General features: G+C 42.4%; 11 protein-coding genes. 8 read left to right on the forward strand and 3 right to left on the reverse strand.

The genetic code is table 11. The features are described from left to right. Positions 1 to 20: 20 nt before the first annotated feature. Together G7092_RS07365 and G7092_RS07370 are read right to left on the reverse strand one after the other, a co-directional pair. Positions 21 to 1,928, reverse strand: coding sequence for a RagB/SusD family nutrient uptake outer membrane protein (locus G7092_RS07365; protein WP_166087714.1), 1,908 nt, complete (start codon positions 1,926 to 1,928; stop codon positions 21 to 23). A 24-nt stretch (positions 1,929 to 1,952) separates the two neighbouring features. Further along, a complete protein-coding gene (locus G7092_RS07370; RefSeq protein ID WP_235953796.1) occupies positions 1,953 to 5,183 on the reverse strand; it encodes a SusC/RagA family TonB-linked outer membrane protein in 3,231 nt (1,076 codons plus the stop codon). A gap of 194 nt (positions 5,184 to 5,377) precedes the next feature. Here G7092_RS07370 and G7092_RS07375 point away from each other — a divergent pair, with 194 nt between their 5' ends. From G7092_RS07375 to G7092_RS07395, 5 genes are all read left to right on the forward strand, one after another. Beyond that, entirely contained in the window at positions 5,378 to 9,370 is a 3,993-nt protein-coding gene (locus tag G7092_RS07375; protein WP_235953797.1) for a hybrid sensor histidine kinase/response regulator transcription factor, read from the forward strand. A gap of 19 nt (positions 9,371 to 9,389) precedes the next feature. After that, a complete protein-coding gene (locus G7092_RS07380) occupies positions 9,390 to 10,421 on the forward strand; it encodes a glycoside hydrolase family 43 protein (protein ID WP_166087716.1) in 1,032 nt (343 codons plus the stop codon). 506 nt (positions 10,422 to 10,927) lie between these two features. Then, positions 10,928 to 11,524, forward strand: a complete 597-nt coding sequence (locus G7092_RS07385) for a short chain dehydrogenase (RefSeq protein WP_166087718.1) — start codon at positions 10,928 to 10,930, stop codon at positions 11,522 to 11,524. 182 nt (positions 11,525 to 11,706) lie between these two features. Beyond that, the gene (locus G7092_RS07390) at positions 11,707 to 13,620 is read left to right on the forward strand and encodes an AMP-dependent synthetase/ligase (RefSeq protein WP_166087720.1); all 1,914 of its coding nucleotides are present in this window, start codon (positions 11,707 to 11,709) and stop codon (positions 13,618 to 13,620) included. Positions 13,621 to 13,854: 234 nt separating this feature from the next. Beyond that, a complete protein-coding gene (locus G7092_RS07395) occupies positions 13,855 to 15,057 on the forward strand; it encodes a DUF763 domain-containing protein (RefSeq protein WP_166087722.1) in 1,203 nt (400 codons plus the stop codon). Here the strand turns inward: G7092_RS07395 and G7092_RS07400 are convergent. Next, positions 15,049 to 15,582, reverse strand: coding sequence for a DUF4142 domain-containing protein (locus tag G7092_RS07400; protein ID WP_166087724.1), 534 nt, complete (start codon positions 15,580 to 15,582; stop codon positions 15,049 to 15,051). The two genes, G7092_RS07395 and G7092_RS07400, sit on opposite strands and share 9 nt — an antisense overlap. A 180-nt stretch (positions 15,583 to 15,762) precedes the next feature. Here G7092_RS07400 and G7092_RS07405 point away from each other — a divergent pair, with 180 nt between their 5' ends. The 3 genes from G7092_RS07405 (at position 15,763) to G7092_RS07415 (ending at position 17,229) form a co-directional block, all read left to right on the forward strand. Further along, a complete protein-coding gene (locus tag G7092_RS07405; protein WP_166087726.1) occupies positions 15,763 to 16,077 on the forward strand; it encodes an ArsR/SmtB family transcription factor in 315 nt (104 codons plus the stop codon). Positions 16,078 to 16,122: 45 nt separating this feature from the next. Beyond that, on the forward strand, positions 16,123 to 16,548 hold the full coding sequence (locus G7092_RS07410) for an SRPBCC family protein (protein ID WP_166087728.1): 426 nt from the start codon (positions 16,123 to 16,125) through the stop codon (positions 16,546 to 16,548). A gap of 108 nt (positions 16,549 to 16,656) precedes the next feature. Next, the gene (locus G7092_RS07415) at positions 16,657 to 17,229 is read left to right on the forward strand and encodes a Crp/Fnr family transcriptional regulator (RefSeq protein ID WP_166087730.1); all 573 of its coding nucleotides are present in this window, start codon (positions 16,657 to 16,659) and stop codon (positions 17,227 to 17,229) included. Positions 17,230 to 17,248 lie beyond the last annotated feature (19 nt).

Raw genomic sequence — 17,248 nt, forward strand, 5'->3', positions numbered from 1 at the left:
TTTGAATTATAATAATTGACTTATTGATTTGGCTGTCTCTTGATTTTTGGGTTAGCAGATATGATATTATCGCCAATTTGTGAATAGTAATTACCCAACCTGAAATTGAGAACACCCGTTACAGGCGATGGTAAAATCTCCCTGAATACCCATTTGCCATCATTCGGGCTACCTGGGCTATAATATTTATAAGGATACAGGCCCCAGGGCTGTGTATTTCTTTTGGTTGCCGAACTGATATTACTGGTTAAGTCATTTAAACCTTCCGGATTGCCATCCCAAACTTTGGTGGCTATTCTCCAGCGCTTCATATCAAACAACACATGCCCTTCAAATGAAAGTTCGGCACGACGTTCGTGTACTACCCTGTCGAAATAATTAGAAGCATTTAAAATAATAGGTGTTGTTAAACCTGCCCTTGCACGCACCTGGTTCATATAGTTTGATGCGCCCGCGAAATCACCGAGCTCAGCAGAAGCTTCTGCAGCATTTAATAAAACTTCGGCATAACGGTAACGGATAAAGTTAACATCACTCTGGCGTCCACGGCGACCGGATCCTGTTGCAGGATCCAGGTATTTACGAATATAAAAACCTGTTTGTGTACGAAGAGGTTCACCGGTTGGTGTAGGTCCATCTTTACCCACTACCTGTACCAGTGTAGAGCTGCCTGGTAACGCGGCATAATGTGTAGCATCATCACTGCTGATGATATTGCCATTAGCTAACAAATAGCCACCCCAGATATCAATATAAGCGGTTTTCCAGAAAAAGTGCGGTAACATTACAGTACCCGCCAGCCTGGCATCCCTCCCTGCAAATGGATCTTGCTGATCTGCATAATATATCGGGTTTCCTGAGGCATCTTTAGTGGCTATCGGTGCAAAAGTATTGTCCAGTTTTTCAAATGACTGTACCAGGTTCAGTGAAGGATCCAAACGGCCAGCATCCGAAGCTTCATCTGATACAGAATAAGGCTGATCATTGGTTGTAAAAGAGTGCACTTTACCGGCCAGCACTTTGAAATCTTCTACCCAAATTGACTCCTGGTTTACACTACTTTTATCTAAAAATATAGCAGCAAAGTTATCTGAAAGATTAGGCAGTACCTGGTATAATTTATATGACCCGGCAGAGCCACTGATGATTTCCTTGGCTGCGTTTAGGGCTTTGGTGTAATATCCTGGAGCCATGCTTGCCGGAATACCAACCTCACCCCCTGACAATGAAACCTGTGGTGTTGCAGCGCCATATTTTGCTATGGAACCTGCATATAATGCCGCTCTGGTTTCCATTGCCAGGGCTGCTGCTTTAGTTGCTCTTGATTTTTCAGTAGGATCAGCAGGTAATAATCCTTTGATCGCCTCTGCTTCGCTGATCACAAAATCATAAATATCAGATTCTTTTGAGCGTGGAAATTGCAAATCGGTTACGTTACCGCTATTGTTATAGGTGAGGGTTTGGGTGATCAACGGAACGCCTCCCATTCTCTTTACCATTTCAAAATAATAGCTGGCGCGTAAAAAACGTCCCTCAGCCAGGAAGCGGCTTTTATCAGCAGCCAGTAACTTGGTAGATGCAGTTACGTTGTCAATAAACAAATTCAAGTCGCGCACATACCCGTAATCCCAGGTTCCCCAGGTTCCATAATCCCATGACCTGTTTTGAACAAAGCCATAAGAGCCATTATCTGAGGGAAATGACTCTCCAAAATCGGCAAAGGTTGTCCAGCCGTTATCCAGGCTCGAAAAGTCGAGCACACGGTTATACAAATCGCCCAGTACTGATAATACCAATGCCGGATCTGAAAAAACCACATCGGTAGTAACCACCGACTTTGGCGGCACATTTAAAAAATCGCTATCTTTTTTGCATGATTCCGCGCCTATCAGTACCGAAATCATAGCTATTGTGAATATCTTTTTCATCGAATATTTTACTTAATGTTTTTATTAAAAGGTTAGGTTAACACCAAAGTTGTAAACCCTGCTTTGCGGCGTTTGCAAACCGTTATCGTCATTAACCTCCGGGTCAACTCCGTATTGGCGCAGGTTATCTATAGAAAACAGATTGTATACGTTGGCGTAGAATCTCGCCCTTTTAATTTTCACTTTGGCTAACAGGTCTTTAGGCAACGAATAGCCTATTTCAATTGTCCGGGCCCGTATGTATTTCACGTTGTGGAGCCAAAAGGTAGAGTTTGAGGAGTAGTCGTAATGATTGGTACCTACGTTGTTACGGTTAACCGGATACTTGCCGGATACCCAGGTACTATTTACATCGTTTGGATTACTCAGGTGCCAGCTGTCCAGGAAAATGGTATTTAAATTGCCATTATTCTGGAAGGCCCATCTTGATTCCCAGTTCTGGTTCCATGAATAGCCGGATCCGCCTGAAAAGTCGGCATGAAAATCAAAACCTTTATAAGCCAAACCCAGCGAAAGGCCAAAGTTCATATTAGGTTGCGCACCCAAACCGTAACCTATAGGGCGCATATCATTGCCGTCAATTTTACCGTCGCCATTTTGATCTTTGTATATCAAATCACCGGGTAATACAGTGCTGTTACCTTTTCCGTCTTCATTTACTTTATACCCGTTGATCTGGGCAGCAGAGGTAAATTGCCCGATAACCTGATATCCCCAGAAAATATTGGCGGTACGGTTATTTTGTGAGCGGAAGTATTCATCCAGCGAGTTGCCAAAAGGCGTATCGGCATAAATACCTGTTTTTTTACGACTATAAGAGAAGTTTCCGCCAATGTTATAGCTTACTTCACCTATTTTATTGTTGTAGGCCAGAGATATTTCAGCGCCGCGTTGCGAGTCGGAATTTTCATTGATGCCGGGCAAACCAAAGCCTACTTCGACTGGTAATACTACGCTATAATTGTTTCCGACAATACCTGTACGTGATCTTTTAAAATACTCAATGGCACCGGTTAAACGGTTATTGAGCATACTAAAATCGGCACCCACGTTAAATATTTTACTTTTCATCCAGGATACGTTATTAACCGGGATACCTTTATTGATGGAGGTGGAAACAGGGTTACCATCCAATATAGCCACGTTACCGGCAGCTCCATTTGCGTAATTATAACCGGGCAGATAAGCATATGGCGTTACAATAGGTGTATTTCCACTAGCATCATAAGGACTTCTGTCGTCACCCAGTACACCATATGAAGCTCTGAATTTCAAGTCGTTAAGTATGCTATTATCACCCAACAGTTTTTTCATAAAACCCTCGTTGGTAATTCTCCATCCTACCGATACACCGGGAAAATAACCAACACGATGGGCGGGGTCAAACAGATATGATGCATCTCTTCTACCCAATGCTTCCAAATAATAACGGTTATCATAGTTATAATTGAAACGGGCTACATAACCTATACGAGCTTCGGAGTCATCACTGTCCTGGTACTGATCCATAGTTGGGAAATAGATCAAAGGCAGATTATTAGAGATAGGGTTAGCATGCAGCCAGTTCCTCAGGTGCTCTTTATGGATGCGCTCGTTAACCAGGGTAGCGCCGATGGTACTTTTACCAAAAGTGTTATTATAGCTTAACTGTAGCTGGGTAGTGGTATTAAGCTCTTTCCGTTGTTCGCGCTCCCGCCACGGGTTGGTAACGGCATGGGTTATATCATAGTTACCGGTTTGTTGGTTATAAGTGTAGGCGTTGTAAGTATACTCGTGGTTGTTTAGCAACTCATCGGCATAGTAATATGAATAATCATACTTTGCTGTAAGACCTTTTATACCTGGGATAATATACTCAGCTTCAAAATTGGTTTGTAATACCCGCCAGTCCTGGTGCCAGACACCCGAAAGCTTATCATTTAAAAACGCATAATTGGCTTCGGTATGCGGACCATTGTCGCGCAAATAAGCGGGGTTATCATTAGCATAGGGTCTATCTAAAGGGGTATTTTCGAGTATTCCCAATTTAGCTAAAAAATAGTCGTCAGCTCCTGGAACACCCGGATTTTCGCGTGTTTCTACCCTGCCGTTGATATTCATACTTACCGAAAGACCAGCAGCTACTCTTGCTTTTACATTGGATTGGATATTGGTACGCTTGAAAAGATATTCAGCACCGGCCGGCGAGTTTTGGTATAAATGGGTACCAGCTACATAGTAGGTAACTCTATCGCCTGCGCCAGTAAAATCTGCATGGAATGAATTTAATGGTGCACCTGAATTTGCCAACACAAATGGTTTCCAATTAAAACTCTGATACCCTGGTTCGGTACCTGCCTTGTACTTTGCCAGTTCGGCGTCGGTAATGGAGGTACTGCCATTGGTAATTACCTGTGCTGCCGCCAGGGCTTTCATATAATCATAAGAATTAGTCAATACGTTTGGAAACCTGTCCCATGATTGAAAACCCAGGTAAGAGTCTACATTGATCCGGCTCTCTCCCGATCCTCTTTTAGTGGTTACCACTACCACACCATTTCCTGCACGTACACCATAAATGGCTGCTGATGCATCCTTCAATACCGAGATACTTTCCACATCATTAGGCGCCAGGTTGTTAAACTGCCCCTCATCTTGCTGAATACCATCAATTACATAAAGTGGTGCGCCCAAATTACGGATCTGGATAGACGCACTGGAACCAGGACGTCCTTCTGCTTGTCTGAAAGTGACACCTGGTATCTTACCAGCTAAACCCGTACTCACGGTAGAACCACCATGCACGCGTTCAATATCCTTACTGGTTATGCTGGAAATAGCACCTGTTATCGAAGCTCTTTTTTGCGTGCCATAACCGGTTACTACCACTTCCTGAAGTGCCGAGTTATTCGATTTTAAACGGATAGCAATAACCGATCGGCCATTGATCGGAATCTCGGCTGTTACAAAGCCAATATAGCTTACGCTCAAAGTGCTATTAGCATCCGGAACGTTGAGGGTAAATTTTCCTTTAATATCGGTTGTTGTACCGGCCTGGGTTCCCTGCACGCGGATGGCAACCCCGGTAAGCACTTCGCCGGTGGTATCAGTTACCGTACCGCTTATCTTAAACTTATTTTGCGCAGATACCGAAGATGAGGTAAGCAGGTAAAACATGAAGAAAAAAGCAACCAATGCTAATTGAGGGCACCATTTATTGGGTGGCCATTGCAAGCGGAAATACCCTACTTGTTTGAGTAGTAAAAATTTTCTCATAAATGATTTATTTAATTGGTTAAGTATTTTAATTTAAAAATGTAGGTTTGACAGATTTAAATCATGCTGTAAAGAAAAAGCATTTTCGTCCGCACCTATTAACCAAATCATATCAATTATTAGTCAAAACGTATCATTTTTTTCAGCAACAAAAACGCTTGTTGAGAATGGTTATATTTGCTTACTGAACGATTTTGAAACCTGTATTTTTAGCCGCTTTATTATTACTCCTGTCATTTAATATCTGCTGTGCACAATCGTACTATTTCAGACATTACCAGGTAGAACAGGGGTTGTCAAACAATACCGTTTACTGCATCATGCAGGATAAGCGTGGCTTTTTATGGCTCGGAACCAAGGATGGCCTTAATCGGTTTGATGGCTACACCTTTAAAACATTCAGGCATGATGTAAAGGATAAAAAAAGCATTTCCGGCAATATGGTGCATACCCTTTGCCTGGATAAGGACGGCAGTTTTTGGATAGGTACAGACCACGGACTTGACAAATACAACCCTCAAACAGAAAGCTTTATACACATCACTTCAAACAACAACGCCATCAGGTATATGGTAAGCGATCAGTTTCATAACTGCTGGTTTGTTTCCCGGTCGGCATTGATGAAGTTTGATAAAAGGACAGGAAAAATAATTGACTACAGGCCATTTCAACATTTTGATGCAACCTCTGTGGCCATTAATGAATCTGGCGATGTCTGGGTATCATCCACATCGGGCAGCCTGGAAAAACTGGATACTGTAACGCATTCCTTTAGCAGCTATAGTGTGTTTAAAAACTCCCCACTGGTTGCCTCAAAATTCATTGAAAAAATATATAGCGCTGATAATAAAATATTCATCGGCACTACCAACCAGGGTATCAAGGAGTTTGATTGCTCCAGGGGTACTTACCGCGACTTGCTAACCTACAATCCTAATAAAACCGAGATATACGTACGCGACTTTGTAAAATATAATGATCATGAATTGTGGATAGCTACCGAGTCGGGCATATTTATTTATGATATACAAAAAGGCACCTTCACTAATCTCAAGAAACAGTTCAATGATCCTTACTCTATATCAGATAATGCTGTTTACACGGTTTACAAAGACTCCGAAGGTGGTCTTTGGGCCGGAACTTACTTTGGCGGGGTAAATTATTATCCCAAGCAATACTCTACATTCAACAAATTCTATCCCGGATCTGACGAAACAGGTTTGCAGGGCAATGTGGTGCGTGAAATATGTAAAGATCAATACGGCAATCTATGGATGGGTACGGAGGACAACGGGCTGAACAAACTTAGTCCGGATAAACAAACCTGGACACATTACTATCCCGGTGGTAAAAACACTATATCCAACACCAATATACATGGCTTAATGGCCAATGGTAATGAGCTTTTTATCGGCACATTAGAACGTGGATTAAATATACTGGATATCCCCAGCGGTAAAGTGATCAGGTATTATCTGGCTGGCAATGCTAAAAACATGCTCAAAAGTAATTTCATTATCACTTTCTGCAAAACACGTTCGGGTATTATCCTGGTGGGCACAACACAAGGGCTTTACAGATACAATACCACTACCAAAGATTTTACGCAGATAGACGGCGTGCCAACACACGATTTTATTTACAGCATTACGGAAGATCATAACGGCAATATCTGGATAGGTACGGTACATGATGGTGTTTATTTTTATAACCCCGACAAAAATTCCAGTTACAAACTAAAAGATGAACATGGCATAACCAATGCCCTGGACAACAGCACAGTTAACGGCATTTTTGAAGACAGCAACCATCAGCTCTGGTTCGCTACCGAGGGTCTGGGTTTATGGAATTATAACCCGGATCAAAAAGCCTTTCAATTTTACGATCTAAGTAATGGTTTTCCTAGTAACTATGTTTTCCGGATACTGGAAGATGATCACAAAAATCTGTGGATAAGCACCACCCGCGGACTGGTGTGCTTAAACATTTACGCTAAAAGCATTAAGGTATACACCAAAGCCAGTGGTTTGCTGAGCGATCAGTTTAACTATAACTCAGCCTTTAAAGACACAGATGGCACCATGTATTTTGGCTGTGTAAAAGGCATGGTGAGCTTTAATCCTTCACAATTCAAAAAAAACGATTTTGTAGCGCCGGTTTATATCACCGGGATACAAGTACACAACCAGGAGATATTGGTTAACGGCAATGATTCCTTACTTCACCAATCAATCATCAGCACCAAAAAGCTTAGTCTCAACCATAACCAATCGTCATTTAGTATTGATTTTGCGGCATTGAGCTACCCTTCTCCCGAAATGACCCAGTATAAATACCTCATGAAGGGGCTCGACAAAAACTGGACTTTTTTAAAAACAAACCGTAAAGTATACTTTACTCAGTTACAACCCGGCCATTACACTTTTATTGTTAAAGCGACTAATAACAACGGACAGTGGCTAAGCCAAGAAACGAGGCTCGACATTACTATAACCCCGCCTTTCTGGGAAAGTATCTGGGCATATATGGCTTATATAGTATTGATACTGTTTGCTATATATTATTTATTAAATCAATACCACATTAAAACCCGCGAGAAGAACAAGCGACTCATCGAGATACTGGAAAACGATAAGGAAAAGCAGATATACAATGCCAAAATAGAGTTTTTTACCAATGTAGCCCATGAAATACGCACCCCGCTTACCTTGATAAAAGGCCCGATGGAAAAGGTAATCAAAAAAGCGGGCAGCGTTCCAGAGATACAGCACAACCTGCAAATCATGGAAAAAAACACCGATCGCTTGTTGGAACTGACTAACCAGCTGCTTGATTTCCGGAAAACCGAAACCAATGGCTTTAGCCTCAGCTTTGTTAAAACCGATATTACAGAGTTGCTTGCTGATACCTTTTTAAGATTCAAGCCCATGGCGGAACAGAAAAATATTCACTACGAATTGAAGCACCCACCTAAAAATCTGTATGCTTATGTAGATATTGAGGCTTTCACCAAAATTATAAGTAACCTCATTAACAATGCTATCAAATACGGTCGTTCGATAGTTGAGGTGGAATTATTGAAGCTCCAGCCAGATGAAGGTACTTTTTCTATCGAGATCAGGAACAATGGACACATCGTTCCCTATGAAATGCGCGAGAAAATATTTGAACCCTTCTTTCGCCTAAAAGAATCTGAAAAACAAATAGGTACCGGCATCGGACTTTCCCTTTCACGCTCCCTTACAGGGTTACATAAAGGTGTATTGGTGCTTTGCAAACCGGTGGATGACCTGAATACATTTTTGTTAACCCTACCTATACACCAGGACGAAGAATTTGACCTGTATAATATACCCGAGGATTATGAACTAATTGATAAAACCAAAGAGGAGGATTTTGACTTTATGAAACCAATTATACTTTTAGTGGATGATAACCCTGAGATACTTGACTTTATTTCGGACGACCTGAGCGAAAAATATTCGGTTATTAAAGCCCTGAATGGCCAGGAAGCTTTGGATATGATCGAAATTGAAAACATACAGCTCATCATCAGCGATGTAATGATGCCTGTGATGGATGGTTTTGAACTATGTAAAAAAATAAAAACCAACTTTGACCACAGCCATATCCCCATTATATTGCTTACGGCCAAAAACACCCTGCAAAGCAAAATAGAGGGCCTTGAGGTAGGTGCTGATGCCTATATAGAAAAGCCATTCTCGCCCGAACATTTACAGGTGCAGATAGCCAACCTGCTGATCAACCGCAACAAGATACGGGAACACTTTGCAAGCTCGCCGCTGGCAGGCATCAATACCATGGCTTACTCCAAACCCGATGAAAGCTTTTTGGACAGACTTAACTCGGCTATTACCAAAAACATCCAAAACCCCGAGCTGGATGTGGAGCAAATTGCCGGCTTAATGAATATGAGCAAACCCACTTTATATCGTAAGGTTAAAGCCATATCAAACCTCACCATCAATGAGCTCATTAACATAACCCGGCTAAAAGCCGCTGCCCAGCTGCTGGAAGATGGCGATTATAAAATTTACGAAGTAGCTGCTATGGTGGGTTACAGCTCACAATCGCACCTGGGCCGTAACTTTCTGAAACAGTTTGGCACTACCCCTACAGAGTATCAGCAAAATAAAAAAAGCATCAAAACCCGATCGGTTAATTAAACATTCTATACCATTATATATGAAAAAGTTATACATCACTTTTTGCCTTTTCATACTAACCTCCATGGGCTGCCTGGCTCAGGACACTTTTACCAATCCGCTGCTGCCATCAGGTGCCGATCCTTGGATTATTTATCACAATGGTTATTACTATTATACCAACTCAACCGGAAGTAACCTGGTGATCTGGAAAACCAAACGGGTAACCGACTTGAACAAAGCGGAGAAAAAAGTGATCTGGACACCACCCGCCGGTACAGCACATTCTAAAGAACTATGGGCACCCGAGCTCCATTTTTTGCAGGGCAAATGGTACATGTATTTTGCTGCCGATGATGGCGATAACAACCATCACCGTTTATATGTACTGGAAAACGCCTCTGCCGATCCGCTACAGGGCGAATGGATATTCAAAGGGCAAATTGGCGATAGCACCAACAAATGGGCTATTGATGTTTCTGTATTTGAGAACAAAGGCCAACTTTACCTGATATGGGCAGGCTGGGAAGGCGACGCCAACGGCCAGCAGAATATTTATATCGCCAAAATGAAAGATCCCTGTACTGTAAGCAGTGAAAGGGTTAAAATATCAAGTCCGGAGTATCCCTGGGAAAAATATGGCGACCTACACGACGACAAAAACCCAACCCATGTTAATGTAAACGAAGGTCCCGAGATATTGAAACATGGTAACAAATTGTTTCTGATATACTCGGCAAGCGGTTGCTGGACAGATTATTATGCACTGGGAATGCTTAGCACTACCATCAGCAGTAATTTACTTGATGCAGCCTCCTGGAAAAAGTCGCCTGAGCCGGTTTTTAAGCAGTCGCCCGAGAATGGGGTGTATGCGCCGGGACACAATTCATTTTTCAAATCGCCAAATGGTAAGGAGAATTGGATCCTGTATCATGCCAACTCCAAACCCGGTCAGGGCTGCGGACACGACCGTTCGCCAAGGGCACAAAAATTTACCTGGAATAAAGATGGTTCGCCAAATTTTGGTATACCTCTGAAAGAGGGAATACCGTTACCAATTCCAGCTGAGTAAAAACTTTTTAAACCTTAAATTTTAACAAATTTCTGCTCAAAAAGGGCGTAAAACAGTGCAAAAATTGATCGAAAAACCTCGATTTTAACACTTTTTAACAAATTACAATGCGGTTTTGATGCGTTTTAAAAACTTTAAAAAGTATTAATTTATTGATTGTCAAATAACTATATACAAAGCGATCAATTTTTGACCTTGTTTTGCTTTAACCAAACAGCCCGGTTATCCTATTTTAAGGTAACCGGGCTGTTGTTTGATACAATATACGAAATTTTCTGGACAGATACGGTGACCCTGTTATGCATGGCATCTTTCGTTATGCTACTCATCACGTGCCTCGCAATGACATATTTTTTAAACAAAAGAATTATTAAACCCTCCGTTCTTTCAAAACCCCAATCCGTTTTATTTTTTGACACCCCTATCATTTTTCTATAAAATTTTATCCTTAAACTGGCATGTTTTATATTTAAGCAAGACTATTAATTACTAAACACAGCATCCTTATGAAAATAATTATTGTGGGCGCCAGCGGCACCATTGGTAAAAAAGTAACAGAAGCCCTTCGCGGCGAAAATGAGATCATTACTGCCGGGTCCAAGAGCGGCGATATACAGGTAGATATCAGCAGTACCGAATCTATCGAAGCATTTTACAAACAAACAGGCCATTTTGATGCTCTCGTGAGTGTTACCGGCAATGCCTATTTTGGTCCGCTCAAAACCATGACCATCAAAGATTTTGATATCGGTCTGCAAAGCAAAGTACGAGGACAGGTAAACCTGGTATTAATTGGTCAGCATTATATAAACGCAAAAGGATCATTTACGCTTACCTCCGGTATTTTATCAGACGATCCTATTTTGCTTGGCGCCAACCCAAGCGCAGTAAACGGGGCCATTAACTCATTTGTAAAAGCCGCGGCTATTGAACTGGAAAATAATGTACGTATTAACGCTATCAGCGCCGGTGTGGTAGAAGACGCACCAGGCTATTTCCCCTACTTCCCTGGCCATATCCCCGTAACTATGGATAAGGTAACCAATGCCTATTACAAAAGCGTATTTGGCGCGTTGACTGGGCAGGTAATACAGGTTTGGTAAAACAAAAAACATGTCATTGCGAGGAGATTGCCGCGTCGTGCCTCCTCGCAATGACATATATGGTATATATCTCACCATCAATCCTCACTTCTCTCTCCTAAAGTGGGGATATACAGCATTTTTCATTTTAGTTTTAGGTATAAAAAACATAAGTTTGATGTTTGTAAATCCTTTTTAATTTAATGAGCCAGTTAATTGAATCGTCAACTATTCCCGGTTTTATACGCAATGTTGTAGCCAACGTCCATCCAGATAGTCATACTTTTTTAATGCATAAGGTAAAAGATACCTGGGTTGAAATAACCTATAAGCAAGCATTAGAAAAAATTGACGCTATATCGGCCTGGTTCCTTCGCATGGGTGTACAGAAAGGCGACCGTCTTTCGCTCATTATCGAGAACGGTCCTGATTATGTTTACTATGATCAGGCCCTGCAGCAGATAGGCGCCGTAAATACATCCATCTACCCTACACTTAGCGAAAGCGAGATTGAATACATCCTCAATGATTCTGGTGCTAAAACCATTTTGGTGGGTAATCCCTTTCTGTTAAGGAAAGTTTTAAGGGTTGCTAACAATTGCGAGGCCTTAATCCGCATTATACCGGCTTTTGATGATTTTGAAAAATACAGCGACAAGCTGAGCCTGAATGCCGGCGTAGTTGGCTTTGAGCAGGTGATACAGGAAGGTCTTGGTCTGGTTGAACAATACAAACACGCTATTGCCGCCGCCCGCGAAGCTATTTTAACTACGGATATTTCCTGTTTAATCTATACTTCGGGCACTACGGGTATTCCCAAAGGTGTTATGCTTACGCATCATAACCTTACCCAAAACGTGATCAACAGTTTAATTCAGATCCCGTATATCGAAAAAACAGACCTATTCCTCTCGTTCCTGCCCTTATCGCATGTGTTTGAGCGCACAGCCACTTATCATATTTGCCTTTCGATGGGTTGTACCATAGCCTTTGCACAAAGTTTGGAACTGCTGGCTAAAAACATGGCCGAGGTAAAACCAACCGTATTGTGCTGCGTACCGCGATTGCTGGAACGCATTCATGATAAGGCCATCAAAAACGGCACATCTGCCGGAGGCGTAAAATCAAAAATATTTCTTTGGGCCCTGGAAATAGGCAAAAAATACCGCCTGGTTCAGGAAGCAGGTAAAAAACCTGGACTCATTCTAAAAAATCAACATAAAATTGCCGAGAAACTGGTATTCAGCAAGATCAAGGAGAAAACCGGCGGTCGCTTAAAGTTCATGGTATCGGGCGGCGGTGCATTGCCACGTAATATCGGCGAGTTTTTTGGTGATCTGGGCATTGTGATACTGGAAGGCTTTGGCCTAACAGAAACATCGCCGGTTATGGCCGTTACCGAATATCACCGGGTAATTTATGGCACCGTTGGCCGTATTATTCCGGGTATTGAGGTGGCTATTCAAAATGTAGAAACACAGCATATTTATACCATACAAACACACGATAACTTTAAGGAAGATCTGGAATCGGAAGAAGGAGAGATCATTGTGCGCGGGCATTGCGTAATGAAAGGCTACTGGAACAAACCCGAGGAGACCGCTACCGTAATTGATAAAGATGGCTGGTTCCATACCGGTGATATCGGCAGATTTTATCGTGGCAACCTGCAAATAACCGACCGGTTAAAGAACATGCTCGTGAATGCCTATGGCAAAAACATATACCCTACCCCGGTTGAGAACACGTACCTCAAAAGCCCTAAAATTGAACAGATATTTTTAGTGGGCGATAAACGCGAATATATTACGGCCATCATCGTACCGTCGCGCGAAACCATGCAGGAAACTTTTGGCTTAAAAGACGCGTTTTTTGAACAGCCTGATGTGTTTATTGAAGATAAAGAACTGGTTGACTGGGTAGGTCAGGATCTGCGCAAACTGAGCCACGAACTGGCCAAGTTTGAGCGCATCAAAGCTTTCAAAGTAAAACGCAATCCATTCAGCATGGACGATGGTGAGATAACCCCCACCATGAAAGCCAAACGCAAAGTGATCGAAAAGAAATACGCCGCAGACATTGACGAAATGTACCTGCAGGAAACAGAAGCTGACTAGACCGCTGATTTTTTTGATTAAGCTGATAGCGTTGATGAATTAACCACTTAATGATATTATTTGTAGAGACACATTACATGTGTCTCTTTTTTGTTTAAAGCCGTCTATATCCAAATATGTCATTGTGAGGAGGAACGACGAAGCAATCTCCTGGCTATTGTAAGAACGCGACGAGATTGCCACGCTATCGCTCGCAATGACATATTTTGTTTTTATTTTACTAACTTTGTTAGCATGAAGCGATCCGGGAGTGCCGATATGCCTTTACATTATGGCTATGTGCCGCAATGGCTTGCCGAGCGTATGGCTAAGTTGGGTTTGGCCGTGGTAGAGAATATTGTGATAGATTACGGCAAGGATGAGGTTTTGCGTCGCCTGAGTGATCCTTTCTGGTTTCAGAGTTTAGGCGCGGTGATGGGGATGGACTGGCATTCGTCGGGCATTACCACATCGGTGATGGGTGCGCTCAAAAGGGCTATTAATCCACACAGCCGCGAACTAGGCATCTATATTTGCGGCGGCAAGGGCAAATACTCTAAACAAACCCCGGCCGAGCTGATGAAGATTAGCGAAAGCACCGGTTTGGATGGTAATTACCTGGTGAAATGCAGCAAACTGAGCGCCAAGGTTGATAATACTGCCATACAGGATGGCTTTCAGCTATATCTGCACAATTTTATCCTGAGCGATACCGGTAAATGGGCCGTAGTGCAACAAGGCATGAGCGATGCCAGCGGCACAGCACGCAGGTATCACTGGCATTCGGAACAATTAACCTCTTTTGTGAATGATCCGCATACCTTTATTTACGGGCAAAATCATGGACTTATCCTCAACCTGACCGACCAGCAGGCTGATAGTTCCCGAAATGGTGTAATGCAGATAGCAGGCGAAAACCCAGAGCAAATGCTGCGGGAGATCAACAAACTGGTCATGCCCGGCCATCATTACGTTACGGCTAAAGACGTTGACTTGAAACGGTTAGGCGCCGTGCTGTGGCTGGCCCATGAAAAACAACCAGCCGATTTTGAAGAATTATTGTTATTGCAAGGATTAGGTCCACGAACCTTACAATCATTGGCCCTGGTGAGCGAGGTGATCCATGGTACACCTTCGCGGTTTAAAGACCCGGCCCGGTTCTCTTTCGCGCATGGCGGTAAGGATGGTCACCCCTTCCCGGTGCCTACCAAAGTTTACGACGAAACTATCGGCACGCTGCAAAACGCCATCTATAAAGCCAAATTAGGACAATCGGAAAAGAATGAAGCCATCAAGCGCTTATCGAAAATAGCCGAGAATGCTGAAAAGGATTTTACGCCCAATGCCAATTTTGAGCAAGTGATAGCCCGTGAACGTGAAGATTCCTGGAAGTATGGCGGCCGTACGGTAATGGGGCCGGCCAAACCACCGGTGCAACAACAGCTGAGGTTATTTTAATGCAGCGCTCAAAGTCTTTTCCGACTCTAACCTTGCCCGTAAATCGGGTAATTTGATTTTAGCAAAATCTACCACATTGACATTACCGTTATGCGTGGCCGCCTCAAATAAACTGATTAGCTGTTGCTGTCCGTTAATAATTTCCTGCAAACAGGCCTTATCAAACAGAGTACCATGCATTTTTGTTAACCGGCTTATCATTTGCTGATGTTTGTCGCTTATCGAATCTTCGGAAGTTACAAAGTTATCGGTCTTCATTTTTTTCAGTTCGGCAACCAGCCTGGTATTATCCCCGTTGATCTTTTGGGCAAACTGGATAACCTCCTGATTTTTGGAGTTTGACAGTGGTAAACCCGAAATTTTGATCATGGTAAGCCCTGTTTCTGTTCCGCTATTCAAAAAAGCCAGGCCTTTATCATCTACCAATGGTTTGTTATTATAATTATTGGGGTGCTGATTACCTGTACAGCCCTGCACCAAAACCAAGGCTATCCATCCTATTAATATTCCTGCTATCTGCTTCATTTACACGTGACTTGTGGTTTACATAAACTTTAACAAAAATTATTCCTTCTGGTTTAGCAAAGCACCTATAATCAGGCTATCCATCTCAATTGTTACTTATTCAGTTTTTTTATTTTTTTTATTGTGTAACCAAAAGGTTTCATTTATATTTGTAACCTAACGGTTTCAAAACTATTAACTATGCTTCAGAGAGACGTTTTTAAGGCCATTGCCGATCCTACCCGACGCGAGATCATCAATTTGATTGCCCACAACAACATGAATTTAAATGCCCTGGCCGATAATTTTAACATTAGTCGACCAGCGGTATCAAAACATATTAAAATATTAACCGAATGCGGTTTACTGGTGATTAAGCAGCAGGGCCGGGAACGGTTTTGTCAGGCGGATCTGCGCCAGCTACAGGAAGTGACCGACTGGGCCGAGCAATACCGCCAATTCTGGATGAAAAAGCTGGATGCCCTGGGCGATTTCCTGGATAAAGAAGGAAGCTAAAGCCGAAAGCTAATACATTGATTATAAACCTAAAAATGAGAATTTATGAGCGCACAACCATTTGTGATCGACCGAGTTTACAATGCCCCGCCTGAAAGAGTTTGGCAGGCTATTACTGACAACAGCAAAATGAAGGAATGGTATTTTGATATACCTGATTTTAAACCGGTAGTTGGCTTTGAATTTAGTTTCACCGCCGGAAGCAAAGAAAAAGAATATGTGCACCTGTGCCGGGTAACTGAAGTTATAGAAGGCAAAAAACTATCGCACACCTGGCGATACGAGGGGTATGAGGGTGATTCAGAAGTTACCTGGGAATTGTTTCCTGAAGGTGATAAAACCAGGGTTGTATTAACCCATTCGGGTCTGGAAACTTTCCCTCACTTAAAAGATTTCGGCAGAGAAAGCTTTGCACAGGGATGGACAGATATTGTTGGCCGTATGCTGAAGGACTATGTAGAGAAGGCATAACAACAGACGCATGTGATGCGTCTCTACGTTTTATTTTTTGTAGAGACACATCACATGTGTCTCTTACCAGAAGATGCCGCAATTCTTATTATCTTCGGATGAACAATTATGCTGAACAACCTTACCAACCATATCAAAAAATTCGTAGAGCTTCATGATGCTGATGTGGAGTTGATCAATTCGGTGGTAACTATAAAGCAGTTTAAGAAGAAAACCTTTCTGCTGGAGCCTGATCATGTTTGCCGCGAGTTATATTTTGTAAGCAAAGGATGTTTGCGTCTGTATTTCATCAACAAAAAACTCAATGAACAAATAACCCAGTTTGCTATCGAAAACTGGTGGATGAGCGATCTGGGGAGTTTTGAAAATACGCAACCATCGAGCTACTATATTCAGGCAGTTGAAAATTCCGAAATCGTCAGCATCAGCAAACCCAAACTGGAAGAGCTTTTTGAAAAAGCCCCCAGTCTGGAGCGTTATTTCCGGATAGTGCAGCAGCGTGCCTTTATTGCTTCACAAAAGCGCATTGAATACATTTACAGCATGAGCGATGAAGAACGTTATCGCCATTTCAACAGTCTTTTCCCCGATTTTATACAGCGTATACCACAATATATGCTGGCCTCCTACTTGGGCTTTACGCCGCAGTTTATGAGTAAAATACGGGCCAAAAAAGTTTAATCAACACTGTTTTTCTTAA

The organism is Mucilaginibacter inviolabilis, assembly GCF_011089895.1.
GTDB lineage: Bacteria > Bacteroidota > Bacteroidia > Sphingobacteriales > Sphingobacteriaceae > Mucilaginibacter > Mucilaginibacter inviolabilis.

Bases quoted from the DNA above. Each gene is read 5' to 3' on its own strand.
- G7092_RS07415 (WP_166087730.1), top strand. From the start codon at position 16,657: ATGCTGAACAACCTTACCAACCATATCAAAAAATTCGTAGAGCTTCAT.
- G7092_RS07410 (WP_166087728.1), top strand. From the start codon at position 16,123: ATGAGCGCACAACCATTTGTGATCGACCGAGTTTACAATGCCCCGCCT.
- G7092_RS07370 (WP_235953796.1), bottom strand. From the start codon at position 5,183: ATGAGAAAATTTTTACTACTCAAACAAGTAGGGTATTTCCGCTTGCAA.
- G7092_RS07365 (WP_166087714.1), bottom strand. From the start codon at position 1,928: ATGAAAAAGATATTCACAATAGCTATGATTTCGGTACTGATAGGCGCG.
- G7092_RS07405 (WP_166087726.1), top strand. From the start codon at position 15,763: ATGCTTCAGAGAGACGTTTTTAAGGCCATTGCCGATCCTACCCGACGC.
- G7092_RS07380 (WP_166087716.1), top strand. From the start codon at position 9,390: ATGAAAAAGTTATACATCACTTTTTGCCTTTTCATACTAACCTCCATG.
- G7092_RS07390 (WP_166087720.1), top strand. From the start codon at position 11,707: ATGAGCCAGTTAATTGAATCGTCAACTATTCCCGGTTTTATACGCAAT.
- G7092_RS07395 (WP_166087722.1), top strand. From the start codon at position 13,855: ATGAAGCGATCCGGGAGTGCCGATATGCCTTTACATTATGGCTATGTG.
- G7092_RS07400 (WP_166087724.1), bottom strand. From the start codon at position 15,582: ATGAAGCAGATAGCAGGAATATTAATAGGATGGATAGCCTTGGTTTTG.
- G7092_RS07385 (WP_166087718.1), top strand. From the start codon at position 10,928: ATGAAAATAATTATTGTGGGCGCCAGCGGCACCATTGGTAAAAAAGTA.